The organism is Niallia endozanthoxylica, from assembly GCF_008710145.1.
GTDB classification, from domain to species: Bacteria; Bacillota; Bacilli; order Bacillales; family Cytobacillaceae; genus Bacillus_BD; species Bacillus_BD endozanthoxylica.
On record NZ_VYKL01000018.1, the window covers coordinates 39,118 to 63,438 of the forward strand.

Below are 24,321 nucleotides of genomic sequence, written 5' to 3' on the forward strand. Positions count from 1 at the left end.
TATAATAAGATTAACAATTAACGATTTGTTAATCGAAAAGTATATAACAAGAAAGCTGGTGATTTATTGTCTAGTTTTCAATCCAATGAAGAGGCGTTGAAGCATTATGATTCGAGTAAATATCGAACTCCAGATGGTTACACTTCTGATATAGCTGTTTTCACGATCATTTCACAGGAGGTGGGGGCGTATAAGCCGCCTAAGAAAACTTTAAAGCTTATGCTAATTAAGCGGGCAGCTTTAAATAGTGAAGGACTGCCAAATATAGAAGGCGGGAAATGGGCACTTCCGGGCGGCTTTATTCAACCTGATGAAACGGCTTACGAAGCAGCGGTCCGCGAACTGGAAGAAGAAACTGGAATAAATGGGGTTAAGATTAAGCATTTTGGTGTCTATGATAAATATGGCAGAGACCGGCGCGGCTGGATTATTTCAAATGCCCATTATGCCATTGTTCCAGAGACCGTATTGGAAAAAAGAAAAGCGGCAGATGATGCTTCTGAGGTTGAGTTATTTGATATGAAAGAACTGACAAAGCTTGAGCTTGCCTTTGACCATGCACAGGTCATTAATGATGCCCTCTGGTTTATAAAAAAAGATATGTCTCTTACAACATTAGCGAAAAATTTCCTGCCAAGGGAGTTTGTTCTTTCTGAGCTGCAAGGAGTATTATTGACCGTACTAGATGAGCCATGGATTAAATTAGATTCACAGTTTTTTAGAAAAGCTCCGTCTCTGCCTTTTATTGAAAAGGTCATGCATAACGGAGAGCCGAAAAAGACAAACAAATGGTCAAAGGGAAATGCTCAGCTCTATACGTTTAATGATTATGAGCCATTTGTTTCCATTTATAGTGCTAAATATTAGCCATATATTTTTTGGGGTTATTGATTAACATTATGTTAATCGTTAATTGCCAATAAGGAGAATATTCCATGAAAAAAGCATTAATTTCGATTGATTATACCGTTGATTTTGTTGCTGATGAGGGCGCATTAACATGTGGAGAGCCTGGTCAGGAAATTGAAGAGACTATTTCTAACATCACAAAGGAATTTATTGAACAAGAACATTATGTTGTATTTGCTATTGATGCACACCAGAAAGATGACCATATGCACCCGGAATCTAAGTTGTTTCCACCGCATAATATCGTCGGAACAAAAGGACGCGATTTATATGGTTCATTAAACACCATTTATGAGAATAATAAGCACAAAGAGCATGTTTATTGGATGAACAAAACCCGATACTCCGCCTTTGCTGGAACAGATTTAGAACTGAAACTGCGTGAACGCGGGATTACAGAAATTCATTTGACCGGGGTTTGCACGGACATTTGTATCCTTCATACTGCTGTTGATGCTTATAATAAAGGCTTTAACATCGTCATACACAAACAGGCAACAGCAAGCTTCAACCCTGCCGGACATGAGTGGGCACTACAGCATTTTGTTTCTTCACTAGGAGCCAAAGTTGTTTAAAGGAAAATCGGTGAGCAAGTTTGATTAAGTTATAAATTATCTTTTTTTGTAAAAAATAACATTTTAAAGATGTTCGGATAAAACAATTACAGGAGGCTTCGTAATGAAAGCAAATCATATAGATGACAGTTTAACCCTTCATACGGATTTATATCAAATAAATATGGCGGAAACTTATTGGGAGGACCAGATTCATAATCGAAAGGCAGTCTTTGATCTTTATTTTCGCAAAATGCCCTTTGGAAATGGATTTGCCGTATTTGCCGGATTGGAGAAAGTAATTGAGTATTTAAATGGTTTCAGATTTTCAAAAACAGATATAGATTATTTACGGGAACAGGGGTATCAAGAGGGTTTTCTAGATTACCTAAAGGAACTTCGTTTCACTGGAAACCTTCGTTCCATGCAAGAAGGCGAGCTTGTTTTTGGAAATGAGCCGATACTACGTGTTGAATCCACTTTGGCTGAAGCACAGCTGATTGAAACAGCAATTTTAAATATCATCAATTATCAAACATTAATTGCAACAAAAGCAGCTCGTATGAAACAAGTAACCGGAAATGATATCCTTATGGAATTTGGCTCAAGACGGGCCCAGGAAATGGATGCAGCGATTTGGGGTGCAAGAGCTTCCTACATTGGAGGCTTTGATGCAACTAGCAATGTAAGAGCAGGAAAACTATTTGGAATTCCAGTGGCTGGTACACATGCCCATTCCTTTGTTCAGGCTTATCAAGATGAGTATACGGCGTTTCATAAATATGCTAAAACACATAAGAATTGTACGTTCCTAGTCGACACCTATGACACGTTAAAATCCGGTGTGCCAACTGCCATAAAAGTTGCCCAGGAATTGGGAGACACCATTGAATTCAATGGCATCCGAATCGACAGCGGTGATTTAGCCTACCTTTCAAAAGAAGCACGAAAAATGCTGGATGATGCTGGTTTTACTAAGACAAGAATCGTGGCTTCCAATGATCTTGATGAGCAAACGATTTTGAATCTAAAACAGGAAGGAGCCAAAATTGATAGCTGGGGAGTGGGAACGAAGTTGATTACTGCCTTCGACCAGCCGGCTTTAGGTGCTGTCTATAAATTAGTAGCGATAGAAAACGAAAACGGTGAGCTCGAAGATACAATAAAGATTTCATCTAGCCCAGAAAAAGTTTCAACACCAGGAAAGAAAAGAGTTTACCGAATTATTGATAAAAAAGATCAAAAGTCCGAAGGCGATTATATTACATTAGAACATGAAAAACCGAACGAAGAAGAAAGTCTGCACATGTTCCATCCCGTTCATACGTATATCAGTAAAATGGTTACCCAATTTGAAGCACGGGAATTGCATAAGGATATTTATCAGAATGGAAACTTAGTTTATGAGCTTCCACCGCTGAAGGACATTCAACAATTTGTAAAAGAAAATCTTATTTTACTTTGGGATGAATATAAACGGCCGTTGAACCCTGAAGAATACCCGGTCGATTTAAGTCCAAAATGCTGGGAAAATAAAATGGAAAAGATTAAGCAGGTCAGAAAAAAGGTTGAAAGCCTTTAGTCATTTTCTCTAGAAAGGAAGTCATTCATGGGGCGTTATGGTGTGTTTGGTTCTGCATGTGATCCTATTACCATTGGACATTTAGTCACAATGGAAATGGTCATTGATAGACGAAAGCTGGACGGTATGATTCTCGTACCGTCCTCTATTAAACGAAGGGATAAAGGGAGAGATTTAACCTCTAATGAGCATCGGCTGAACATGGCTCGGCTGGCCACAGCTGATAACCCAAAAATCCAAGTAAATACAATTGAAATGGATGCAGAAGGATGGGAAACGTATACGTATGAAACGATGAAAAAGCTAAAACAGGAATTTCCAAACGATGAGTTATTATTTGTCATGGGAGCCGATAATCTGCAAGACATTGTGAGCTGGCATAAAGGACATGAACTGATAGAAAGCAATTGTTTTATAGTAATGGGCAGAGAAGGCTATGATATGGCGGATATTATCGCAAAAGATTCATTCTTGATAAAAAATGAACATCGTTTTGACTGTCTGAGTAAAGGGGTCAATATAGAAACGAGTTCAACACTTATCCGCTCGAGGATAAAGGATGGATTAAGTGTGCGATATTTAGTTCCACAGCCTGCGTTAGAATATGCTTTGAAACATCGATTATATCAATAATAGAATTCTGTTCTATCAAATGGGCGAGGTGAATCCCGTGTTAAATAAAGTAAAAGGGGCATTATTCGGGTTGGCAATTGGGGATGCATTAGGCGGTACTACTGAATTTCTGACAAAAGGAGAAATTGCCCGAAAATATGGCATAGTTCAGGACATCATTGGCGGCGGCTGTTGGCATTTAGAAAAGGGGGAAACAACAGATGATACGGCAATGACTTTGGCAGTAGCAAAAGGGATTCTAGCAAATCCTGATCATCCGGTTGATTCGATAGGAAATGAATTTTTAAAATGGTATGCCACAAAGCCTAAAGATGTTGGTATCATTATCAGTACGGTATTAAGTACGTTTAATGGTAATTGGTTTGATAGTGCAAAAAATGCCCATTATCATATGCTTCACGAAAGATCTGCTGGGAACGGCTCTCTCATGAGATGCCTCCCTGTTGCTCTTTACTATCAAGATGTGAAAAAAGTAGAAGCTGTCACAAGGGATCAATCCAACATGACTCATTTTGATCGGTTGGCCGCTGAAGCATGTATTATCTATAATCGAATCGCCTTCCACGTTCTCCATGGAAAACCACTCAAAAATGCCATTCATGATGAAATCAAAGGAACGATGTATGAATCTTCTATTACCGGAGAAAAACCCGACTGTCCCCCAGATGGCTTCGTAGTGAATACGATGAAATGGGTCTTATACTGGCTGTTCACAAGCGACTCCTTTTCACAAGTTGTCATCGGTGCAGCCAACGAAGGCTTCGACACAGATACTGTTGCTGCTATTGCCGGCGGACTAGCCGGTCTCTCCTGCGGTTACTAAATGATACCAGGCAAGTTCAAAGACGCCTTATTACAAAAACAAGAATTCACAACTAGCACAAGAGCTAGTGCGGCAGAGAGACCGTTCTTCGGCTTCCTAAACAAGCAACGGGGTGAGGGGATTGTTAAAACAGGTGTTTAGCCATTGGACTTTATTTGAGAAGGCCTGGCTCATGGTTTTCACAGCTATTAATCTGTATCTTTTTTTTGCCTGGCAAGATTCGTTTCTTGGCCTAATTACTTCTTTGTCAGGGATGCTATGTGTTGTACTGGTTGCAAAAGGAAAACTAGGTAACTATTATCCCGGTATATTAAATGTTGTGTTATACGCTTATTTGTCTTATCAACAGGGCTTTTATGGAGAGGTTGCTTTAAATCTTCTGTATTTTTTACCGATGCAAATAATCGGACTCCTGTTATGGAAAAAACATCAAGCGAAAAATCAGGATATAAGTGATGTTGCTGTAAGCATGTTGGATAAAAAGAAAAAAATAATTTGGGGAATCATTATTGTTGCAGCAACGATTTTATTAGGCAATGTCTTACAGAAAATGGGCGGTGCCCAACCCTATGTAGATGCTACTACTACTATTTTACAAATAGCTGCTCAATTATTTCTGATTAAGAGACTAGTAGAACAATGGATTACATGGATTATTGTCGACATGGTTTCCATTTGGATGTGGCTAACGGCTTTTCTGACTTCGGGGAATGATGTGACGGTCCTTATTATGTGGGTAGCCTATTTATTTAATGCCATCTACGGCTATTATAATTGGAAAAAAATTTATATCAGACAGGGGGGACATGCTGCATGACGGTTGGATTTATTGGAGGAAAGTTTTTACCTTTACACTTGGGCCATGTATATAGTATCACCAAGGCCGCGTGTATGGTAGATGAATTGTTTGTTATTCTTAGTCATTCTGAAAAAAGAGATAGATCTCTTTGTGACAATAGCAAAGTTGACTATATTTCAGCCCAAGTCAGGTTAAGATGGTTGAGTCAGCTCACAAAAGATATGGAGAATGTTCATGTCCTTTCCATTAAAGATGAAGCAGAGAACGAGGAAGAATATGATTGGGCCCAAGGAGGTATGGCGATACGAAATACCATTGGCAAACCGATTGATATCGTTTTTAGCTCTGAGACTGCTTATACTCCGATTTTTAAGCAAATCTATCCCAATTCAGAACATATACTGTTAGACGAGACACGAAGGAAAATACCTATATCAGCTACGAGGATTCGCAAGGAAGGACCTTTTATTCATTGGAACTATATTCCGGATGTAGTGAAGCCATATTTTGTAAAGAAAATCGTTATCGTAGGGACTGAAAGCTGCGGTAAATCGACATTGACTAGATATTTAGCAAAATTGTTTAATACGACCGTTGTGGAAGAATACGGAAGGATGGTTTGTGATGAACTGGGAGGCTGTGACGGGCTTTTACTGCCAGAAGATTTTCAACGGATTGCATACGGCCACAAGCTTTTAGAGCACCAAGCCATTCAAAAGGCTAATAAGGTTGTATTTATCGATACAGAAGCAATGATAACGCAATATTATTCAAAGCTCTATTGTAATCAGGAACAAAAAGTGCTCGATGAAATCGGTGATTTGCAAGACTATGACCTCTGGTTGTTATTAGAGCCGGACGTTAAATGGGTGGATGATGGATTGAGGGTTCATGGAGAACAAACCATTAGGGAAAACAATCACTTAGAATTAAAACGAATGCTTGATAGGAAAGGGATTCTGTATCAAGAGATAAAAGGGAACTATTATGAGCGGTTGGACAGGGCTATCAAGTTGGTAAATACACTAGTAAGTTAAGACAATGGGGAATTCGGGCAATAGGCTTCAGGGGGTCAAATCCTTCCTTCTCAGCCATCTAAAAAAGGAGTTCAATTGTTTCATGGCAAACAACTGAACTCCTTTTTTAAATCATTAATGCGACAACAATGTACAAAATGGTCGAAATAATAGCACCAATAGAAGAGATTTTCAATTTATATTGAGCATATTCAATGATATCCATGTCTAAAATGGAGGCGGTTGTAATGGTGGTGTCACCTAATGGTGAAGTAATAGCACCGAATGCGCCGCTCGCAAATACAGCCCCGACTGTTAAAGGAATAGAGGCTTCTGTTGAAAGCGCTAAGGCAATTCCTAATGGCATAAATAGCCCCCAAGTTCCCCATGAGGAACCAATAAAATAACCTGTAATTGATCCAATCAAAAAGATAATAGCAGGAGTCATAAATCCAGGTAAGAACGAACCAAGAGTGGAACTGATGAAATCGGAAAAGCCCAAGTCCTCTGCTGATAAGGTAAGTGCCCAAATCAGGATAAGCAAACTGATGGGTTGCATCATTTGATTTCCGCCATCATAAAAATGATACATAATTTCGTTTAATTTTTGCTTCCTGACAATATAAAATATAAAAGTGAAAATAAGGGTAATAAACACCGCTAACAGCATGACAAACGTTGCATCAGCCATAGCGAAAGCTTCGAATAGGGTTTTGGCTCCTAAAGAAACTCCATCTTCCCAAAGAAGAAAAAGGGATAAGCTAAGCAGCAAAAAGACAGGGATAATTAAATGCCAAGGTTGTGCTTTTACGAGAGATAGTTCTTTTTTGATTCCCGCGCGATGAAACTCGTGCTCTTCCTCATCAAGCTGCTCATGGTCGACCTCCTTACTGAGTTGATTTAGTTTTTTTGAAGGCCAGACTGTTTGAATCATACCGATTAAGAGCATGACAATGGCATAAAAATTAAATAAAATACTTAATAAAAAAATTTCATATGGAGACATACCTAAGTTTAGTCCTCTAACTCCACCTTCTACTAGTGAAACCATAAAGCCGACAAATGCTGTCGCCACCGGTAGAAGAACGATGACAGACTCTGTAGAGATGTCGAGAGTCAAGCCCACCTTTTCTTTTTGCAGGTTCATTTTTTTTATCAAAGATTTCACAATGGGTCCAATCATCATGATTCGAAACATTGGCATCATAAAGGTAAAAGGCAGTGTAAACCATATAATTCCTAGTACACCGCGTTCTGTCTTTATTTTGGCGCCAATCCATTCTGAAAACCCCTTGATTCCCCCAGCGATGTTCATCATACCTACTAAACCGCCAAATAAATAGAGGAAACTTATGATTTTGATATTGTTTTCATCAGAGAATGTCGTAACCATATAGTCTATTGATTGCTGAGTTCCGTTCAGGATGTCTGATGTCACAATCGTCGATCCGACAAGCAGACCGACGACAAGTCCCGGCAATATATCTTTTAACCATATAGACATGGAAATCACAATGACAAATGGTATCAGAGAAAGCCATGTTTGCTCCAAAATCTTTCCCCCCTAATGTTATATACAGATACATTGCATATCATTTCGTTAGTATTACCATATACATAAGCGCATTATTACAGAAGGAAAATGATGATTCAAAACCAGATGCACGATGAACGGACATAAATTAATCAACTGATACGGCAGAATAAAAAGAGCTAATCACCTAAATGGCGGTTAGCCTTTTCATAAATCTTTCATTGAAAACTTTGGAAATGACATCAATAATTTCCTTTCTAATTGCAAATACTAGCACAAGATTATACAAACGAAGGGAAGAGTAGGATGGATGATTTAGTTATAGCTAGGTCTATGTTTGGGACAACAATGGCCTTTCATATCATTTTTGCAACGATAGGGGTAGGTCTGCCATTTATGATTCTAATGGCTGAATTAATGTATCAGAAAACAAAAGATTTCCAATATGCGGTCATGGCCAAACGGTGGACGAAGGCTTTTGCTGTATTGCTTGGAGTGGGTATTCCTACTGGTACAATTGCTGGAGTACAGCTTTCCCTACTGTGGCCGGGATTTATGGAGGTCATCGGCAGGGTTATGGCTCTGCCATTCCAAATTGAAATCTATGCGTTTTTCATTGAAGCCCTTTTTATGTCTATTTACGTGTATGCGGCTGACCGAATCCCTCCATGGATGAGGATTGTTAGTCTCACACTAGTGGCCATCGGTGCCCTTGGCTCAGCTGTCCTCATTACAAATGTACATGCCTTTGAAGGTACACCTGCCGGGTTTCGAATTGAAAATGGAGAAATCGTAGATGTCGATCCATGGAAAGCATTTTTTAATCCAAGTTTTTTTGTGACAGCTGGACATGTGGCTCTTTCAGCATACACGACAGGCGCATTTGTCGTTGCTTCCATTGCGGCCTTTAAAATGTTAAAGAATGCTGTTGGTTCCAAGCTTTATCTTTTCCACAAAAAAGCACTCATCCTAAGTGTGGTTGTTGGTGGAATTTTCTCATTACTTACTGCTGTAAATGGACATGAATCTGCCCAGTATTTACATGAATATCAGCCTGAAAAATTGGCGGCTGCTGAAGGTCTATTCGAAACGCAAACCCATGCGCCACTTGCTATTGGAGGGTTTACAGATAAGGAAACACAGGAAGTGAAATGGGCGATTGAAATCCCATGGGCTTTAAGCTTTCTTGCTGGTAACAGCTTCGATACGAAAGTCATCGGATTGAATGACTTTCCTGAAGAATGGTGGCCGCCGCTGTTTATTCATACTTTATTCAATGTAATGGTCGGCATCGGTTCGCTTCTCATTCTGCTTGCCGCACTCACCCTATTCTGGAATAAATGGCTGAAAAAGGATTTTCCAAAACTGCTTATGTGGCTCTTGGTCTTATCCGGACCCTTATCCGTCATAGCCATTGAAAGCGGCTGGATTTTTGCATGTACAGGCAGACAGCCTTGGACCATCTATCGTATTCTTTCGACTGCCGATTCTGTCACGACAGCTGGAAATCTCGGCGTTCTCTTTACCTTTTTTATTATTGTCTACGTTATTTTGGCGGCAGCTGTATTATTTGTACTGCTGTATTATTTTAAAAGAAATACCGTTGAAGATGATTTACATAGAGCAGAAGCGAAAGGTGTTCCATTGTTTAGTACGAACTCGTAAAGGAGGGGATTTCGTGTCAGATGCAATTATTGCTAGCATTGTACTCTGGGGTTTTGTGTTTATTTATTCGGTTATGGCAACAATGGATTTCGGCGCTGGCTTTTGGTCAATGGTTTATATCAATCGGACCAAAACTGGTGCAACAAATATTGCCAATCGTTATTTATCTCCGACATGGGAGGTTACCAATACCTTTATTGTCGCATTAGTCATTGCGGTATACAGCATGTTTCCCGGTGCAGCTTACACCCTTGGCACCATCCTGCTCATTCCAGGGAGCATTATTCTATTATTATTGGCACTGAGGAGCGCCTTTCTAGTATTTTCACATATTGCAGAGGAGTATAAGAAGGTTCTTACCTATATTTCCGGGATTGCCGGCATTTTGTTACCTGCTTTATTAATCAGCGTACTGCCTATCACACACGGAAATTATGTTATTTTTGATGATAACAGCCAAACATTGGACTTAGGAAAATTGTTCACGAGTCCAAATGAGTATGCCTTCATCGGGTTTGCAATCAGCAGTACGTTGTTTTTATCTTCTTTGCTTCTGTCAGACTACTCAAAGGTATCAGGTGAGTTAGAAGCTTATCGAGTTTATCGAAAGGATGCTATGATTACAGGACCGATTTCTCTAGTAATGGCCTTTCTCATCATGCTTACATTAAAACAAGAGGCTAATTGGATTTATGAAAAAATGATGGATGAGCTGCCATATCTGATCCTATCCGTCATTTGTTTCGTCATTGCAGGTGTCGCACTATATCTGCCTCATTTTTCAAAAAATAAAGAGATGGGCATGCCCAGAGTCGCTGTAATTGCTGTAACACTCCAATACTTATTGGCGAGTTTTGTTTATGGACATGCTCATATGCCTTATATGGTCTATCCACATGTGACAATCGAATCAGGTTTTACAGATCCAAATTCCTTCCGTGCCATCTTTGCTACATACATAGCAGGATTTGCCATCCTCTTTCCTGGATTTATTTACTTTTGGAAAATGTTTATGCATGACAACCGATATCTACAAAAAAAACAGCAATAAGGAGCATGTAAGTATGCTCCTTATTGCTGTTTTTTCGCACAATTCAGACTTTTACTTGTTCCTGGGTTAAGTAATCCTTTACAATATAGAGGATAATATGATTTTTGAACAATATTTTATGAAGTTTTCTGAAGAAGATATCCTAAATTATTTCAATGTATTAAAAAGAGTGCACCATATAGTGATAAAAGAAGAATGAGGAAAGGAGCTGGAATAATGAATTCATCCATACATTGCCATGAATATGAGAACAAAAACGATGAAGGTCACTTTACCTATCACAAAGAGTCCAGCTATACTGCTTTTGTATGGGCCATGATTTCTGTTTCTCTTATCGAGGCTGTAGGCGTATCCTTTCTTCTAATCAAATGGAGTCCCATTCTGCACTGGATTCATTTGAGCCTCTCCATTTTCGTGATTGCTTTTCTTCTCGCTGATTTGCGTGCAGTTAAGAAACACCCCATAACACTTGAAAACGATATCCTGTCATTAAAAATTGGTATTCGAAGGACAGTGAAGATCCCAGTTAAGCACATTAAAGAAATTAGAAAAGGGAATCTCCATTACGAAAATGATCGGAAAAATAAAGATGTTCTTGATTTATCTTTGATAGGTTTGGCTGATCCAACCTTTGAAGTAGTATTGGAAAACCCTGTGGAAAATAAAGGACTGTTTGGAAAGGTTAGTCATAAAAAACGGATTTTCTTTACCGTTGATAATCAACAAACCTTCTATAACGCTGTAAAAAAGAATCAGCAGGATGTACGCTAATATTCCTTACGGAGGAAAAAAATAAAAGACCATCCTTTTATGGCTTTTCAACCTGTTCTTTACCGTTTTATATATAGGCTAGATTCTATTATTCCTTAAAAAAAAGACTAAATCTGCTGATTAGATTTAGTCTTTTTTTAGCTCCGAAAGAAAGAGCATAAAACTATCGATTCGTAATCTGCCAATCAATTGGTTCACTCTCAATTTCCCGTAAAAATTCATTGGTTTTAGAAAAAGGCCTGCTGCCGAAGAAACCTTTATTAGCTGATAAAGGACTAGGGTGTGGGGACTTGATAATCAAATGCCTTGTTGAAGAAATCAAACGCTGCTTTTCTTGGGCAAAACGTCCCCAAAGGATAAAGACAATTGGGTTTTCCCTCGCATTTAAGGTTTCAATTACTCTATCTGTAAACATCTCCCAGCCTAGAGCTTTATGAGAATTGGGCTCACCAGCGCGCACAGTCAATACTGCATTAAGCAGCAAAACCCCTTGCTTCGTCCACTCAACTAAGTACCCATGATTCGGAATAGAACAGCCCAAATCAGAATGCAGCTCTTTATAAATATTTTTCAAAGAAGGAGGAATGGCAACCTCAGGCTTCACGGAAAAACTTAATCCATGAGCCTGTCCAGGACCATGATAAGGGTCTTGGCCAATAATTACTACTTTCGTCTCTTTAAAAGAAGTAAAATGCAAGGCATTATAAATATCATTTTGGTCCGGATAGACCGTTTTTGTTTGGTATTCAGTCTTCAAAACATTTCTTAAATGCTGATAATAAGGCTTCTCGAATTCCTTCTCGAGTAAAGGAGCCCAATCATTTTTTAAGATAGCCATTATGACACACACTCATTTCCTCATAATTTATAAGTAATTATATTTAGGAAGCAAGAGCGGGACTCTTGCTTCTATTTTTTGAAAACATTGTCGGCTGGGAATTTATGACGAAAATTGTTTGATATTTAAAAGGTTGTATGATATACCTATTATATTATTATTCTATAATGTTATACTTTTTTCCAATATATATGTATCCGGGATAGAGAAAGGAGCTTTATTTTGTGGATCTACTTTTAATCGTTTTACCGGCATTTCTCATTTTTGGGACGGGCTTTATCGGTCAAAAACTTCTTAAATTAAATATAAAGTCTATTTCAACCATGTCATTATACTTAATGTTACCATTTTTAACCTTTGATACCTTTTATACAAAGGAACTAAATATTGAATATTTCTATATGTTTCTGTTTTCACTTTTGCTTGTTATCATTATTATTAGCATTACCAATCTTACTGGAAAATGGATGAAATCGGATAAATCAGAACTCTCAGCATTGCAGTTAGGAACTATTTTTCCAAATAGCGGAAATTACGGTGCTCCGGTGGCATTGTTTGCTTTTGGCTCAGCCGGTTTTGATTATGCAGTTATTATTATGGTCATTCATGCCTTACTTATTAATACAATTGGTATTTTTATTGCTTCCTATGGGAGCGGAAGGTCAACTACAGTTAAAGATGCATTCAAAAGTGTGTTAAAAATGCCTGTCATCTATGGTGTTTTACTTGGTATCATTTTTCAGACAGCCCATATTGAACTACCGCCAACGATTTTGGAAGGAATCAGCCTTGTAGGTTCAGCCTCTATTCCAACCGTTATGCTCATATTAGGAATGCAGCTTGCCGAAATTAAATCAGCCAAATTTGACCTTAAATATGTGAATACCGTTACCATTATTCGTATGATACTATCACCAATTATTGCCGTCATGCTAGTAAACGTTATGCCTGTGAATGATCTCATCCATAAAGTTTTTATTCTGTTAGCGGCCATGCCGATTGCAGCCAATACCACGATGCTGGCGGTTCAATTCAATGTAAAACCCGATTTGCTATCGTTTACAACTTTAGTCACTACGCTCATCAGCTTGATAACTATCCCCATTACCATCTTTTTTATACGATAAAAGGTACTAGGCGTTATTTAAATTTCCGTTCAAAAGAATCAATCTAAAAATACCAGACAGTCCTAGTCATTGTCTGGTATTTTTGACTTTAACCTATTCCTGCTCATAGCCAATTTGGAAGCAGAGGAAACGGCCCTATGCTTCCAAATTGGCTATTACTCCTGCGTGGTCAGATGTCCAGAGGGCATTTGACGTTCGGTCCGTTTGCTCTGCTCCAATAATTTTTGCTGATATTGGCTTCCATCCATTTTTGTATAGAATACAATCAATTCTTCTGTTTAATGTTGAAAACGCATTCAGAAGATCAGAGTCTTGGCAGCAGGTCAGACCTGGGCCTTGACCTACTTCGTTCCAGACATCCTGGAAACCCTCATGAAGAAAATTCCCATAAGTAGTTGGAGGCAAAGCCATTTCTTTATTTATATTAACATCCCCAAGCAGAATGATAGGCAGGTTCGTCTTAGCCGGCCCATCAAGCAATTCATATCCTTGGTGTAAATTAATCAAGGTTGAAGCAGGTTCTAGATGAGTAGTAATGACCCGAAAGAGATGATCAGCGTGACTAACATCTATGGATGACCATCCCCGAAGAAGCTCCACACGCTGCCCGCCAAGTTTTGTGATTAAATTTGTTTTAAAGTTGGCTTCTTGCCTCTTTACAACCTTAAGTTGTGAGTCCTTACGAATGAGGATTAGATCCCTGTCCGACAACCTTACAAAGTTTCCTTGACTGGATCGCAATTGAGCTGAGAAGTTTTTATTGCAGGCTGCTACTTCATAGGATAATCCTTTTTTCTGCAATTCCCTTAACAGAAGGTCAACGTAATCAAATGTTACGTGCGGAACATCCGGAACCATTAGCTGGCGTAGCTGCCATAACGCAGCTTCCTGCAATCCAATAAAATCAGGTTTCAACAAGGCTATCTGTTGGGCTATTTTTTTTACTCGCTCCCCAATATTAGTAGCGAGAAATTGGCGATAGACTTCTGTAACCCGTCGGGGAACTTCTTCAAGTATCGTTGCAGAAAAAAGTGGAGATAAATCCGCACCAAGATATAGATTCCAAGTCATAAAGGAAATCGAATCTTTACTTATCTGGTTACTCTGATCATCATTATAAGGGAAGTTATCACCTTCACAATCACAATCCTTGATGTTTTCATCCACAACAGTTCACTCTTTTCTTTCTAAATATACTTATATATATTAAGTGATTGTCCATTGTGAAACGGCAAATGAATCAGGAGCGAATTCTCTATTGCGTATTTTTCGGACAGTATAGAACAAATGATTTTTTGCATTTTGCGTGAAAAAGAATCAAAATAGAATAGATAACATGTATTATTACTTCAAAAGGTGATTTTTGTCTATGAAAACGGAAAAGGAAAAAATGATAAACGGGGAGCTATATCAATCGGCAGATCCCGTCTTAACGGAAGAACGCAGAAGAGCACGCAGACTAACAAGATTATTTAATCAATCAATTGAAAGTGATGACAGCCAAAGAACATCGATAATTAAAGAACTATTTGGATCAACAGGACAAAGCTTTTACATTGAACCATCCTTTCACTGTGATTATGGGTATAACATCCATGTGGGTGAGAATTTCTATGCTAATTTTGAATGTATCTTTTTAGATGTCTGTGAAATAAAGATAGGAGATAACTGTCTTTTGGGACCTGGTGTTCACATTTATACTGCTACCCACCCGCTAAATCCCATAGCTAGAAATTCTGGAGCAGAATATGGCATCCCGGTACACATTGGTGATAATGTTTGGATTGGAGGAAAATCGATAATCAATCCAGGCGTTACAATTGGCCATAATGTCGTCATCGCGTCTGGTTCCGTCGTCACAAAAGATGTTCCAGATCAAGTGGTCGTAGGTGGAAATCCAGCAAAAGTGATTAAAAAAATTGACTAAAGAATCAGGGCAAGGTTAAAAAACAGAATCAAATTCGTCCCGTCGAATGTACGCCCGGACTTTTATCGAGCTTGCTCCATAAGATTCAACAATAAAATCTAATAAATAAATCGACAAAAAATTGTCGAAAATTAGAATATTTCGCGGTAGAATGGAAGAAAGAGATGCAATAAAAAATTGAATTTATTGTAACTGTTATATTAATCGAACAGGAGAGTGTTCAGCATGTATCAAACGAAAAAAGTATTATTGCTTGGTTCAGGTGAACTTGGTAAAGAAGTGATCATTGAAGCCCAACGGCTCGGATTGGAAACTATTGCAGTTGACCGCTATGAGCATGCACCTGCCATGCAGGTCGCACATAGAAGCTATTGTGTGGATATGCTTAATCCAGATAAAGTCAGAGAGGTTGTTGAAAAAGAACAACCAGATTTAATTGTTCCAGAAATTGAGGCCATTGCTACTTCTGAGCTTGTTAAGCTGGAAGAGGAAGGATTCAGAGTCATTCCAACTGCACGTGCAGCGAAACTGACAATGGACCGTGAAGGCATTCGCAGATTAGCGTCTGAAACACTAAAACTGCCGACTGCTCAATATAAATTTGCGGATACATACGAAGAATTTGTCTTAGGAGCAAAGGAAATCGGCTTCCCGTGTGTGATTAAACCAATCATGAGTTCTTCAGGAAAAGGCCAGAGTGTCTGCCGTTCCGAAGAGGAATTAGAGGAATGCTGGAACATAGCTATGGAAGGCGGCCGTGTTCAAAACGGTCGAGTGATTATCGAGGAATTTATCCGCTTTGAATCAGAAATTACCCTTCTCACCGTTCGTGCCGTAAATGGAACGATGTTCTGCGCGCCTATCGGTCATATTCAAAAAGACGGGGATTATATTGAATCATGGCAGCCGCATCACATGACAGAAGCTCAAATTGAAGAGGCCGAAAAGATAGCAAAAGCCATTACTGATGAGCTTGGTGGTTACGGTATATTTGGTGTGGAACTATTCTTAGCAGAAGATAAGGTTTATTTCAGCGAAGTATCACCAAGACCGCATGACACAGGTCTAGTCACACTTGTTACGCAAAATCTTTCTGAGTTTGCGCTGCACGTCCGCGCTATTTTAGGCTTCCCCATTCCTGAAATTACACAGCTGTCGCCTGGTGCCAGCAGACCGTTGAAAGCAAAGACAGAGGTTAATGATTATACCATTACAGGTATAGAAGAAGCATTAGCGGTGCCAAATACGCAGGTACGTGTATTTGGCAAACCAGTTACAAAAGTTGGCCGCAGAATTGCTGTTGCCTTATCAACTGCCGAAACTGCAGAACAGGCAAGAGATTATGCTGGACAGGCATTAGAAAAGTTACAGATGAAGGAAGTCTAATACTCTGAAGAAAAGCTTCTTTGGAGAGCTTTTCTTGATTGATTCACAAACCGAAAGAATGCATAAAGACCAAATCAAATTTGATTTGGTCTTTATGCATTGGAGAAATATCATTTATCATTTTTTCTGCAGATATCCGGTCTTTACCTTTTTTGACCTTTATACGTAAGGTAGGCTGCAACTAATGAAAGAAGGGGAAGGAGGATAAATAAAGTTAACAATCCCTTTTGTGTTGCAAGTATGATTGACGGTATGACAAAAGCAGTTCCGCTCCAAACAAATGCCTTCCATGATTTTTTCCACAAACCCCAAATGGATAAACATACAGAAACAAAAATTAATCCCCAAAAAAAGATAGAAACGAAAAGCAGCCCCATCTAAAACTCCCCCTTAGGTTTTAAGCGGATGTGGCTTACCGAATGACCTACTTGAATAAAACATCCATACCCCTACACTATTCAATTAACCATAAGACAGTTCATGAAAATGTGACATTAAAGCCTTTTAAAAATTTTCAGCATATAAAAATATGAACTCTACTATATCTTATGAAAGAACAAATGATTATTTTTTATGGAAATCTGGCGTTAGTCAAATAAGAGCAGGGGGGAGACTTTTATGAAGAAAAATACAAAGAATATCCTTGGCATCATTGGAATTCTGCTGATACTCGGTATGATTGGTCTCAATTATTGGTACGACCATACCATAAATGATATAACTGAACTGATTGTAGTGAAAAGAGAGGGTTTGGACACTCAAATACCTCTGGATGAACAAATAAACCTTTTGGGAACAGAAGAATTTAAAACAACAGAGGTCAATAACATGAAGGGGCAGTATGTAACAAACTTTGAACAAATAAAAGGAAAAACATTAATTGTGCCTATTGAAATAGGAAACCCCATTCCTCTTGAGGCATTGAAATAATAGCAAATACTCAGTCACTTGCATGTTTCTGACGTAATAGAAGCATGCAAGTGGCATTGAGGTCAAGCCTTTTCTCATTTGTTATCCTTATGATTTTTCTTGTTCCTTACATCAAGCTCTTCAGAAAACTCAGTAACAAAACGATCCTCACGGATAACACCAGGGATGTAACTGTCAGCTGAATCTGAAAAAATATGCTTTTTAATATACAGGTGAAATATTGCTTCAATGACAGCAATGGCAAAAGAAGAGATGAAGGCAGCAGTCAGCCGATTCATTTCTGTATTAATAAAAAGGAAACTCATCACCCATAATAATCCAAATGAAAGCACAAAGTCACCAAGAGAGGCTGCGAAGTTTCCCATTCTGCGAAGAACAAATAAATCTCCTATAACATAAGCAACTAAAGTAAGAACCAATGACATCATCACAAGTGCAAATAAATCCGCATTGAAAATTCCATATACTGATAAGACAACCGTTCCCACTGCAGCAAATTTAATTAATAAAGCCCATAGGTGCTTCATCAAAATTCCTCCTAAATTAACCTCCAAAACCTATTATTAATTTGCCTTTATCCTCATTCCTTATACACATAGGAGCCACTTATTTTTTTCAGGCCCTGCATTCATTGAGGTTTCGGTAAGTGATAGGCAGGCACCACAAAAAGACAAAGTATTCGATACTGTCCATTTGCGGTGCCTGCTTTGCTTTGTTATTTCTTACTAAATGTATGACGTAATACTCTTTTTAAAATTTCTGGCTTTATCAATATTGTCATTGGTTCAAGAAGGTTCATTACCTTAGCAAAAGAATCATAGATATCTTGATGCTGGGATGATAATAGAAAGATTTTTTTTGCATACCATTGCTGGATGGAGAGACTGATTGGCTTTTTATCAATAATACCTGGATAACGGAAATCTTCAGTAACGACCATATTCCAAATAGGGGATATAATTCTTCTCGCCTTTTTATGAAAGTTTATAATGTTTTTTTGTAATGAACAATTACCATCTTGAAAAATCTTTTGCAGTGCAAGTGCTTCAAAAACTGCAATACTCATGCCTTGGCCAAAAACAGGATCAATACGACAAATCGTATCACCTATTAACATCAGACCATTTGGCAGTTGCTTGACTTGATCAAATCGCTTCCAAATGATTTTTGGAATACGATATATAGAAGTAGCCGATAAGGGAGTACCATCCTTAATTTCATGATAAATATCTAATTGCGGCAGCTTTTTAGCTAACTCTAGAAATCCCTGATCATTTTTGACAACTTCTTTTTCCTTGATAGCATTTTGGTAGCCCATAATCGTAACAGTATAACGTTCTCCTTCGACCAAGGAGACTGTACCACCGATTTTTTCAGCAGGGGGATCCGGATAAATCATTTTTATCTTCCAGTCCCTCGTTTTATTGTCCGGCAGCTGATAGAATTTGCTCACATAAGTCAATCCAATTTCAGCCTGTTCACGAGGAATCTGAATTCCGAGAGTCTCTAACCAGCTAGTTGTAATACTGCTTGAACCACTTGCATCCACAATTAAATCAGCTGTTAAGGTTCTTATGTTCTTTTCCTTATCTACAATCTCAACCCCGTAAACACGATTTTTTTTCGCATGATAGAGGATATTTCTGACAGACTGGTTATAGAAGACTGTTACATTTGATAGATTGTCAATAGATTGCTCAATATGCCATTCTAAATGTGGACGTGTTTGAAGTGTGGTTCGGTAATGGCCATCATAGCGAAGCTTCCAAACGCCATGATGAAACCAGGAAAGGTCCTTTGTTGAATTCATTTCTACCGCCCCGGTGGTATAGAACTTTTCCGTAATCCCTGGAAATAGCCTTTCAAGCCCGTATTGACCAGCAAGAAGAAGAGCGTGTATATGTTCACCTTGTCGGGCGCCTTTTCTTGGAAAAGGTCCAATAGGACGGTTATCACGTTCAATAACGATTACCTCTTTAAAAAAATCAGATAAAACTCGTGCAGCGAGTTTCCCAGAGATACCCCCGCCAATAATGATTGCTTTTTGTCTGTTAAACATAGATGAACACCTGCCAATTAAGTGTAATTACTTCACGTTAACCAATTGAGGGAATCTTCATTTTACCATAAGTTTTTATTCTTATATTGGAAAAACCTTCAAGGAATGTTTGTGTCTTCAACGATAATAGACAAAAAAGTATAAAAACTGAAAAAATAGCTATTGATTTACTTTTTGAATTATGTAACTATATGAATATACAATTTAATAAAAAAGTAACACTAGGGGCGCTTAAATAAGCTGAGAGAGGCATTGGCCTTAACCCTTGAACCTGCACTAGGTAATGCTAGCGAAGGAAAGTGTACATTATTATAAGTTATATATACCTGTCTGTACATAAATATAACATGTGATAAACCGTAACCACTTCCTTCAATAGGGCAGTGGTTTTTTTATTGAAATAAACTAAATAGCTAGAATGGGAGTGTAGAACATGAAGTTTTCTGACCGTTTACTTGAAAAGCTGCAGCCGATTTGGCGCAAAAATCACACCCACCCTTTTGTTCAGGAAATGGGCGCAGGAACACTAGATCCAGAGAAGTTCCGCTTTTACATGATTCAGGATTATTTATATTTAATTGACTATGCTAAGCTGTTTGCACTTGGTGCTGTTAAAGCAGCAGACTTAGAAGATATGAAAATCTTTTCCAATTTATTGCATGCAACTATGAATGAAGAAATGTCTCTTCATCGCCAATACGCAGCCCGATTTGGTATTTCAGAGAGTGAATTAGAGAATGCCGCCCCTTCTCCGGTCACGTTAGCTTATACCCATTACATGCTGCATTCAGCACAAAATGGAACACTGGCTGAACTTGTGGCTGCGCTTCTTCCCTGTGCCTGGAGCTATTGGGAAATCGGAAAAGAACTGAGTGAAATTCCAAACGCTTTAGATCATGAATTATATGGTGATTGGATTACTATGTACAGTTCAAAGGAATTTGGCCAGACAGCACAGTGGTGTATTGATCTATTGGATAAATTAGCAGAAGGAAAACCGGAAAAGGAGCTTCTTCAGTTAGAAAAAATCTTCTTAAATACAACACGGTTTGAGTATTTATTCTGGAATATGGCTTATCACAAGGAAACGTGGCCAGCCGATGAATAAACCAGTCTTGGAGTTTAATAAAGTAATCTTTCATTATAAAAATAGCGAAGCACCTATACTTGATGGAATTGATTTACAGATTTATGAAAATGAATTCATTAGTATCATTGGCCCGAGCGGCTCAGGGAAAAGCACGATATTCCGTCTAATAACTGGACTTGAAGTACCTTTTAAAGGATCCATTTTATTAAATGGAGAAAATGTAACGAACCGATTAGGAGCTGTCGGGTATATGCCACAGCAGGATTTACTTATGCCGTGGCGGACTGTTTTGGACAATGCAATCTTGCCTTTAGAAATTAAAGGCATCAAAAAGGAAATAGCACAAGCTAAAGTTAGGGAATTGCTCGATGATTTTGGCTTGCAGGGGCAAGAAAACGCTCTTCCTGGTAATCTATCAGGCGGGATGAGACAACGAGTATCCTTTTTAAGAACCATCTTAAGTGGATCCAATATTTTATTATTGGACGAGCCGTTCAGCGCTTTAGACGCGATTACAAGACTAACCATGCAGGAATGGTTAATCGAACAATGGATGAAAAGGAAGAAGACCATATTATTTATTACACATGATGTCGACGAAGCATTATTTTTATCAGACCGTATTTTCGTCTTGCAGCAAAAGCCGCATACTTTCATTCAAGAAGTTAAAATACCTTTAGGACGCCCGCGCACTATTCGTGATGTTAGTAAATCTGAAATGGTGACATTAAAGGAGAAGTTAATTGATCAGCTTCGTTCAAAGGTGAGCAAATGAACCGTATGAGATCCTATTTGGCATCTAGCCTGCTTGTATTTGTTCTATTGATTATTTGGGAAATCGGGGCAGGTGTCTATAATAAAAGTTTTATCCTGCCGTCACCGACAGATATCTTGCAAAAGTTATGGGAGTTAAAAACGATTTTATTATTTATGCACTTGCCCGCAACGTTGCTCATCATTGTGGTCGGACTTCTTATTTCCATCATCGTTGGTATTGGACTTGCTGTTTGGATGAATATAAGTAAAATTGCGGAAAAAACCTTTTATCCGCTGATTATTGCCTCCCAGACCATTCCGTCGATTGCGTTAGCACCTATATTTGTCGTTTGGTTTGGTTATTCGATTTGGAGCAAGGTATTTGTCACCTTTTTAATTACCTTTTTCCCTTTAACAGTCAGCACCTTTGATGGTCTTCGTTCCTCAAATAAGGATATAAAAGAATTGCTTCTTACGATGGGAGCTTCTAAGAAAGATATCTTTTTAAAATTAGATGTACCTTCCGCTTTGCCTGCTGTTTTTTCGGGATTAAAGGTGGCTGTTACCGTGAGTGTGATTGGTGCAGCCATTGGAGAGTGGCTTGGGGCAGAAGCGGGTCTTGGTTATTTTAGCCGGAGAATGATGACACAAATGGACGGGGCAGCCGTTTTCGCTCCCATTGTCTTACTCTCTATTGTTGGAATCCTTTTATTTTCATTGGTTTCATGGTTAGAAAAAATATGTTTGAAATGGAGAAAAGAATAATGAAAAAACATGTAATGATGCTTGTAAGTATGATCTTTATTTTATTGCTGGCAGCCTGCGGGGGGAATACCACTTCCAAAAGCTCCGGGGAAGAGAATAAAGAAGACAAAGAATTAAAGGAAGTCAGCATTATGCTCGATTGGTATCCAAATGCTGTCCATAGTTACTTATACGTAGCACAGGAAAAAGGTTATTTTGAAGAAGAAGGAGTAAAGGTAGATATTCAGTTCCCCGCGAATCCGACTGATCCTTTGAATCTAGCTGCAGCCGGTAAAGTGACATTAGGTTTATATTATCAGCCTGACGTGATCATTGCTCGTGCAAATGAGAATGTTCCGGTTAAGTCCATTGCTTCTATTGTACGTTCTCCTTTAAATCATGTGGTATTTGCAGAGAATCGTTCCATCCAGTCACCGAAGGATTTAGAAGGAAAGAAAGTAGGCTATCCAGGAATCCCTTTAAATGAAGCCATTCTTGAAACGATGGTTACACATGATGGAGGGGACATCAATAAAGTCAATATCATTGACATAGGTTTTGAGTTAAATTCATCGCTTGTAACTGAAAACGTTGATGCAGTCAGTGGAGCGTTTATTAATCATGAAGTTCCTGTATTAAAACATAAAGGATTTAACACACGCTATTTTAATCCAACTGATTATGGGGTTCCCGCCTATAATGAAATCGTTCTTGTCACAAGTGATGAAACGCTGGAGAAGGAAAAAGATGCCATTCAAGCCTTTTGGAAAGCAGCTAATAAAGGCTATCAGTTTATGAAAGAAAATCCAGATGAGGCACTTACAATTCTGTTAGACAATCAAGATCAAGCGAACTTTCCATTGGAAGAGATAATTGAGAAGGAAAGCCTTCAAGTATTATTGCCAAAAATGGAAGGAGAAGGGGCTGCTTTTGGGTCTCAAGACGAACAATCATGGGATGAAGTGGCACATTGGCTGAAGGAGACAGGATTAATCAGCACTATACCTGAGGCTGGCGACATGATGGTGAATATAGAAGAATAATAAAGGTAAAACACCTATTTTCTATTGTAAAGAAAATAGGTGTTTTTACGTTTACCATAACGGATTGAAAGTACCTAAAAGATTGATTAACCAAATTGAAATCATACATTCTCTCTTCTAAACAAAAATGAGTAATTAAATCAGTATTTTAGGATAAGCATATCCAAATGGGAAAACCTATCTTAGTAACTTATTTATTGGGGGTAGTTAGTTATGTATTTCTACAAAGAAGATCTTATTAATATCATCGTTCCGGACAAACCAGATCCTGCAGCAGCTAAGGTGCTTCAAGAAGCATTGGGTGGCAGATTTGGAGAAATGCGTACGATGATGCAATTTTTCTTTCAAAGCTCTAACTTCCGAGGTAACGCCAAACCGTTTCGTGATCTTATCCGTGGCATCTTTCTTGAAGAAATCAGCCATGTGGAGCTCGTACAAACGACTATTAATCAGCTTTTGAATGGATCCGGTGAAGAAGCAGTCGGTGCAGGAGGAAGCACCGGTGCTCCTTTAGAAGACGCTGTTAAAGAACATGCAAACCCACATCACTATATTATGGGTGCACAAAGTTCTCTGCCAGTAGATGCTGGCGGTAATCCCTGGAATGGTAACTATGTATACAATCATGGAAACTTAGTCGCCGATTTACTAGATAACGTTGTATTAGAATCGACAGGAGTACTGCAAAAAACGCGTATTTATGAAATGAGTTCAAACAAAACTTTTAGAGAAACATTAGCCTTTCTAATCGTACGTGATAATGCTCATCAAAATGCCTTTGCAAAGGCTTTAGAGACTCTTGGGGTCAATTGGGGCAAGATTTTCCCTGTACCAAATTATGACATCAATAAATATCCAGAATGCCGTAAATATGTAGAAATGGGCTTCCACAATGCCCAATTTAATTTTAGATTGGATGAAACGCTGATGGGTCAAATATTCCAAGGCGAATCACCAAGCAGAGATGACGGTAATCTGGAGGTTGTTCCCCCACCAACTGGATATCCAGTTCCAATCCTTCCTGAAATGCCGAATGAACATAGTCCTGGTCTTCATGATTTAAATTCTTAATATTGTTACGAAA

25 protein-coding genes and 1 riboswitch are annotated in these 24,321 nt (G+C 38.6%); of the genes, 19 read left to right on the forward strand and 6 right to left on the reverse strand.

The annotated features are described in order from the left end of the window. Window positions 1–66: 66 nt before the first annotated feature. From F4V44_RS11750 to nadR, 7 genes are all read left to right on the forward strand, one after another. On the forward strand, window positions 67–867 hold the full coding sequence (locus F4V44_RS11750) for an NUDIX domain-containing protein (protein WP_150440212.1): 801 nt from the start codon (window positions 67–69) through the stop codon (window positions 865–867). A 68-nt stretch (window positions 868–935) separates the two neighbouring features. Beyond that, the gene (locus F4V44_RS11755) at window positions 936–1,484 is read left to right on the forward strand and encodes a cysteine hydrolase family protein (RefSeq protein ID WP_150440213.1); all 549 of its coding nucleotides are present in this window, start codon (window positions 936–938) and stop codon (window positions 1,482–1,484) included. A gap of 103 nt (window positions 1,485–1,587) precedes the next feature. After that, the gene (locus F4V44_RS11760; protein ID WP_150440214.1) at window positions 1,588–3,045 is read left to right on the forward strand and encodes a nicotinate phosphoribosyltransferase; all 1,458 of its coding nucleotides are present in this window, start codon (window positions 1,588–1,590) and stop codon (window positions 3,043–3,045) included. Window positions 3,046–3,072: 27 nt separating this feature from the next. Further along, window positions 3,073–3,678, forward strand: a complete 606-nt coding sequence (gene nadD / locus F4V44_RS11765) for a nicotinate-nucleotide adenylyltransferase (RefSeq protein WP_150440215.1) — start codon at window positions 3,073–3,075, stop codon at window positions 3,676–3,678. A gap of 37 nt (window positions 3,679–3,715) precedes the next feature. Further along, window positions 3,716–4,501, forward strand: coding sequence for an ADP-ribosylglycohydrolase family protein (locus tag F4V44_RS11770; protein ID WP_223881869.1), 786 nt, complete (start codon window positions 3,716–3,718; stop codon window positions 4,499–4,501). Between the two features lie 172 nt (window positions 4,502–4,673). After that, window positions 4,674–5,318, forward strand: coding sequence for a nicotinamide riboside transporter PnuC (pnuC, locus tag F4V44_RS11775; protein ID WP_150440217.1), 645 nt, complete (start codon window positions 4,674–4,676; stop codon window positions 5,316–5,318). Beyond that, window positions 5,315–6,337 (forward strand): multifunctional transcriptional regulator/nicotinamide-nucleotide adenylyltransferase/ribosylnicotinamide kinase NadR, encoded by a 1,023-nt coding sequence (gene nadR, locus F4V44_RS11780; RefSeq protein ID WP_150440218.1) that lies wholly within the window; start codon window positions 5,315–5,317, stop codon window positions 6,335–6,337. The genes pnuC and nadR overlap by 4 nt, the downstream gene beginning before the upstream one ends. A 106-nt stretch (window positions 6,338–6,443) precedes the next feature. On the opposite strand, the gene F4V44_RS11785 is transcribed toward nadR, so the two are convergent. Next, window positions 6,444–7,868: a Na+/H+ antiporter NhaC family protein gene (locus tag F4V44_RS11785; protein WP_150440219.1), complete on the reverse strand. Its 1,425-nt coding sequence runs from the start codon at window positions 7,866–7,868 to the stop codon at window positions 6,444–6,446. 288 nt (window positions 7,869–8,156) lie between these two features. Between F4V44_RS11785 and F4V44_RS11790 the strand changes: the two genes are divergently transcribed. From F4V44_RS11790 to F4V44_RS11800, 3 genes are all read left to right on the forward strand, one after another. Then, the gene (locus F4V44_RS11790; protein ID WP_150440220.1) at window positions 8,157–9,515 is read left to right on the forward strand and encodes a cytochrome ubiquinol oxidase subunit I; all 1,359 of its coding nucleotides are present in this window, start codon (window positions 8,157–8,159) and stop codon (window positions 9,513–9,515) included. A gap of 13 nt (window positions 9,516–9,528) precedes the next feature. Continuing rightward, a complete protein-coding gene (locus F4V44_RS11795; protein ID WP_150440221.1) occupies window positions 9,529–10,566 on the forward strand; it encodes a cytochrome d ubiquinol oxidase subunit II in 1,038 nt (345 codons plus the stop codon). Window positions 10,567–10,782: 216 nt separating this feature from the next. After that, complete coding sequence (locus F4V44_RS11800) at window positions 10,783–11,337, forward strand: hypothetical protein (RefSeq protein WP_150440222.1); 555 nt, start codon at window positions 10,783–10,785, stop codon at window positions 11,335–11,337. A gap of 163 nt (window positions 11,338–11,500) precedes the next feature. Here the strand turns inward: F4V44_RS11800 and F4V44_RS11805 are convergent, their stop codons facing one another. Continuing rightward, a complete protein-coding gene (locus F4V44_RS11805; protein WP_150440223.1) occupies window positions 11,501–12,175 on the reverse strand; it encodes a uracil-DNA glycosylase in 675 nt (224 codons plus the stop codon). A gap of 224 nt (window positions 12,176–12,399) precedes the next feature. Here F4V44_RS11805 and F4V44_RS11810 point away from each other — a divergent pair, with 224 nt between their 5' ends. Further along, complete coding sequence (locus F4V44_RS11810; RefSeq protein ID WP_150440224.1) at window positions 12,400–13,302, forward strand: AEC family transporter; 903 nt, start codon at window positions 12,400–12,402, stop codon at window positions 13,300–13,302. A 135-nt stretch (window positions 13,303–13,437) separates the two neighbouring features. Here F4V44_RS11810 and F4V44_RS11815 read toward each other — a convergent pair whose 3' ends face one another. Further along, window positions 13,438–14,469 carry an endonuclease/exonuclease/phosphatase family protein gene (locus tag F4V44_RS11815; RefSeq protein ID WP_223881870.1) on the reverse strand — a complete coding sequence of 344 codons (1,032 nt, stop codon included), beginning with the start codon at window positions 14,467–14,469 and terminating at the stop codon, window positions 13,438–13,440. A 202-nt stretch (window positions 14,470–14,671) separates the two neighbouring features. On the opposite strand from F4V44_RS11815, the gene F4V44_RS11820 reads away from it, so the two are divergent. Continuing rightward, window positions 14,672–15,229, forward strand: coding sequence for a maltose acetyltransferase domain-containing protein (locus tag F4V44_RS11820; protein ID WP_150440225.1), 558 nt, complete (start codon window positions 14,672–14,674; stop codon window positions 15,227–15,229). A 225-nt stretch (window positions 15,230–15,454) separates the two neighbouring features. Further along, window positions 15,455–16,615 carry a phosphoribosylglycinamide formyltransferase 2 gene (gene purT, locus F4V44_RS11825; RefSeq protein WP_150440226.1) on the forward strand — a complete coding sequence of 387 codons (1,161 nt, stop codon included), beginning with the start codon at window positions 15,455–15,457 and terminating at the stop codon, window positions 16,613–16,615. Between the two features lie 143 nt (window positions 16,616–16,758). Here the strand turns inward: purT and F4V44_RS11830 are convergent, their stop codons facing one another. Next, complete coding sequence (locus F4V44_RS11830) at window positions 16,759–16,992, reverse strand: hypothetical protein (RefSeq protein ID WP_150440227.1); 234 nt, start codon at window positions 16,990–16,992, stop codon at window positions 16,759–16,761. 241 nt (window positions 16,993–17,233) lie between these two features. Between F4V44_RS11830 and F4V44_RS11835 the strand changes: the two genes are divergently transcribed. Continuing rightward, entirely contained in the window at window positions 17,234–17,545 is a 312-nt protein-coding gene (locus F4V44_RS11835; RefSeq protein ID WP_150440228.1) for a hypothetical protein, read from the forward strand. A 74-nt stretch (window positions 17,546–17,619) separates the two neighbouring features. Here F4V44_RS11835 and F4V44_RS11840 read toward each other — a convergent pair whose 3' ends face one another. Both F4V44_RS11840 and F4V44_RS11845 read right to left on the reverse strand, forming a co-directional pair. Next, window positions 17,620–18,072 (reverse strand): YndM family protein, encoded by a 453-nt coding sequence (locus F4V44_RS11840; RefSeq protein WP_150440229.1) that lies wholly within the window; start codon window positions 18,070–18,072, stop codon window positions 17,620–17,622. Window positions 18,073–18,260: 188 nt separating this feature from the next. Further along, window positions 18,261–19,604 (reverse strand): NAD(P)/FAD-dependent oxidoreductase, encoded by a 1,344-nt coding sequence (locus F4V44_RS11845; RefSeq protein ID WP_150440230.1) that lies wholly within the window; start codon window positions 19,602–19,604, stop codon window positions 18,261–18,263. A gap of 213 nt (window positions 19,605–19,817) precedes the next feature. After that, a riboswitch (TPP riboswitch) is annotated at window positions 19,818–19,919 on the forward strand. 118 nt (window positions 19,920–20,037) lie between these two features. Between F4V44_RS11845 and tenA the strand changes: the two genes are divergently transcribed. The 5 genes from tenA (at window position 20,038) to F4V44_RS11870 (ending at window position 24,308) form a co-directional block, all read left to right on the forward strand. Beyond that, complete coding sequence (gene tenA / locus F4V44_RS11850) at window positions 20,038–20,712, forward strand: thiaminase II (protein WP_150440231.1); 675 nt, start codon at window positions 20,038–20,040, stop codon at window positions 20,710–20,712. Continuing rightward, window positions 20,705–21,469 carry an ABC transporter ATP-binding protein gene (locus tag F4V44_RS11855; protein ID WP_150440232.1) on the forward strand — a complete coding sequence of 255 codons (765 nt, stop codon included), beginning with the start codon at window positions 20,705–20,707 and terminating at the stop codon, window positions 21,467–21,469. The genes tenA and F4V44_RS11855 overlap by 8 nt, the downstream gene beginning before the upstream one ends. A gap of 5 nt (window positions 21,470–21,474) precedes the next feature. Further along, on the forward strand, window positions 21,475–22,215 hold the full coding sequence (locus F4V44_RS11860) for an ABC transporter permease (protein ID WP_150440409.1): 741 nt from the start codon (window positions 21,475–21,477) through the stop codon (window positions 22,213–22,215). Further along, on the forward strand, window positions 22,215–23,237 hold the full coding sequence (locus F4V44_RS11865; protein WP_150440233.1) for an ABC transporter substrate-binding protein: 1,023 nt from the start codon (window positions 22,215–22,217) through the stop codon (window positions 23,235–23,237). Before F4V44_RS11860 ends, F4V44_RS11865 begins: the two co-directional genes overlap by 1 nt. 213 nt (window positions 23,238–23,450) lie before the next feature. After that, the gene (locus F4V44_RS11870; RefSeq protein ID WP_150440234.1) at window positions 23,451–24,308 is read left to right on the forward strand and encodes a manganese catalase family protein; all 858 of its coding nucleotides are present in this window, start codon (window positions 23,451–23,453) and stop codon (window positions 24,306–24,308) included. The last annotated feature ends 13 nt before the right edge of the window (window positions 24,309–24,321 follow it).

Excerpts from the sequence above, each read along its gene's own strand:
- F4V44_RS11755 (WP_150440213.1), top strand. The coding sequence starts at position 936 with ATGAAAAAAGCATTAATTTCGATTGATTATACCGTTGATTTTGTTGCT.
- F4V44_RS11760 (WP_150440214.1), top strand. The coding sequence starts at position 1,588 with ATGAAAGCAAATCATATAGATGACAGTTTAACCCTTCATACGGATTTA.
- nadD (WP_150440215.1), top strand. The coding sequence starts at position 3,073 with ATGGGGCGTTATGGTGTGTTTGGTTCTGCATGTGATCCTATTACCATT.
- pnuC (WP_150440217.1), top strand. The coding sequence starts at position 4,674 with ATGGTTTTCACAGCTATTAATCTGTATCTTTTTTTTGCCTGGCAAGAT.
- nadR (WP_150440218.1), top strand. The coding sequence starts at position 5,315 with ATGACGGTTGGATTTATTGGAGGAAAGTTTTTACCTTTACACTTGGGC.
- F4V44_RS11790 (WP_150440220.1), top strand. The coding sequence starts at position 8,157 with ATGGATGATTTAGTTATAGCTAGGTCTATGTTTGGGACAACAATGGCC.
- F4V44_RS11800 (WP_150440222.1), top strand. The coding sequence starts at position 10,783 with ATGAATTCATCCATACATTGCCATGAATATGAGAACAAAAACGATGAA.
- F4V44_RS11805 (WP_150440223.1), bottom strand. The coding sequence starts at position 12,175 with ATGGCTATCTTAAAAAATGATTGGGCTCCTTTACTCGAGAAGGAATTC.
- F4V44_RS11820 (WP_150440225.1), top strand. The coding sequence starts at position 14,672 with ATGAAAACGGAAAAGGAAAAAATGATAAACGGGGAGCTATATCAATCG.
- purT (WP_150440226.1), top strand. The coding sequence starts at position 15,455 with ATGTATCAAACGAAAAAAGTATTATTGCTTGGTTCAGGTGAACTTGGT.
- F4V44_RS11830 (WP_150440227.1), bottom strand. The coding sequence starts at position 16,992 with ATGGGGCTGCTTTTCGTTTCTATCTTTTTTTGGGGATTAATTTTTGTT.
- F4V44_RS11835 (WP_150440228.1), top strand. The coding sequence starts at position 17,234 with ATGAAGAAAAATACAAAGAATATCCTTGGCATCATTGGAATTCTGCTG.
- F4V44_RS11840 (WP_150440229.1), bottom strand. The coding sequence starts at position 18,072 with ATGAAGCACCTATGGGCTTTATTAATTAAATTTGCTGCAGTGGGAACG.
- F4V44_RS11845 (WP_150440230.1), bottom strand. The coding sequence starts at position 19,604 with ATGTTTAACAGACAAAAAGCAATCATTATTGGCGGGGGTATCTCTGGG.
- tenA (WP_150440231.1), top strand. The coding sequence starts at position 20,038 with ATGAAGTTTTCTGACCGTTTACTTGAAAAGCTGCAGCCGATTTGGCGC.
- F4V44_RS11855 (WP_150440232.1), top strand. The coding sequence starts at position 20,705 with ATGAATAAACCAGTCTTGGAGTTTAATAAAGTAATCTTTCATTATAAA.
- F4V44_RS11860 (WP_150440409.1), top strand. The coding sequence starts at position 21,475 with ATGAGATCCTATTTGGCATCTAGCCTGCTTGTATTTGTTCTATTGATT.
- F4V44_RS11865 (WP_150440233.1), top strand. The coding sequence starts at position 22,215 with ATGAAAAAACATGTAATGATGCTTGTAAGTATGATCTTTATTTTATTG.
- F4V44_RS11870 (WP_150440234.1), top strand. The coding sequence starts at position 23,451 with ATGTATTTCTACAAAGAAGATCTTATTAATATCATCGTTCCGGACAAA.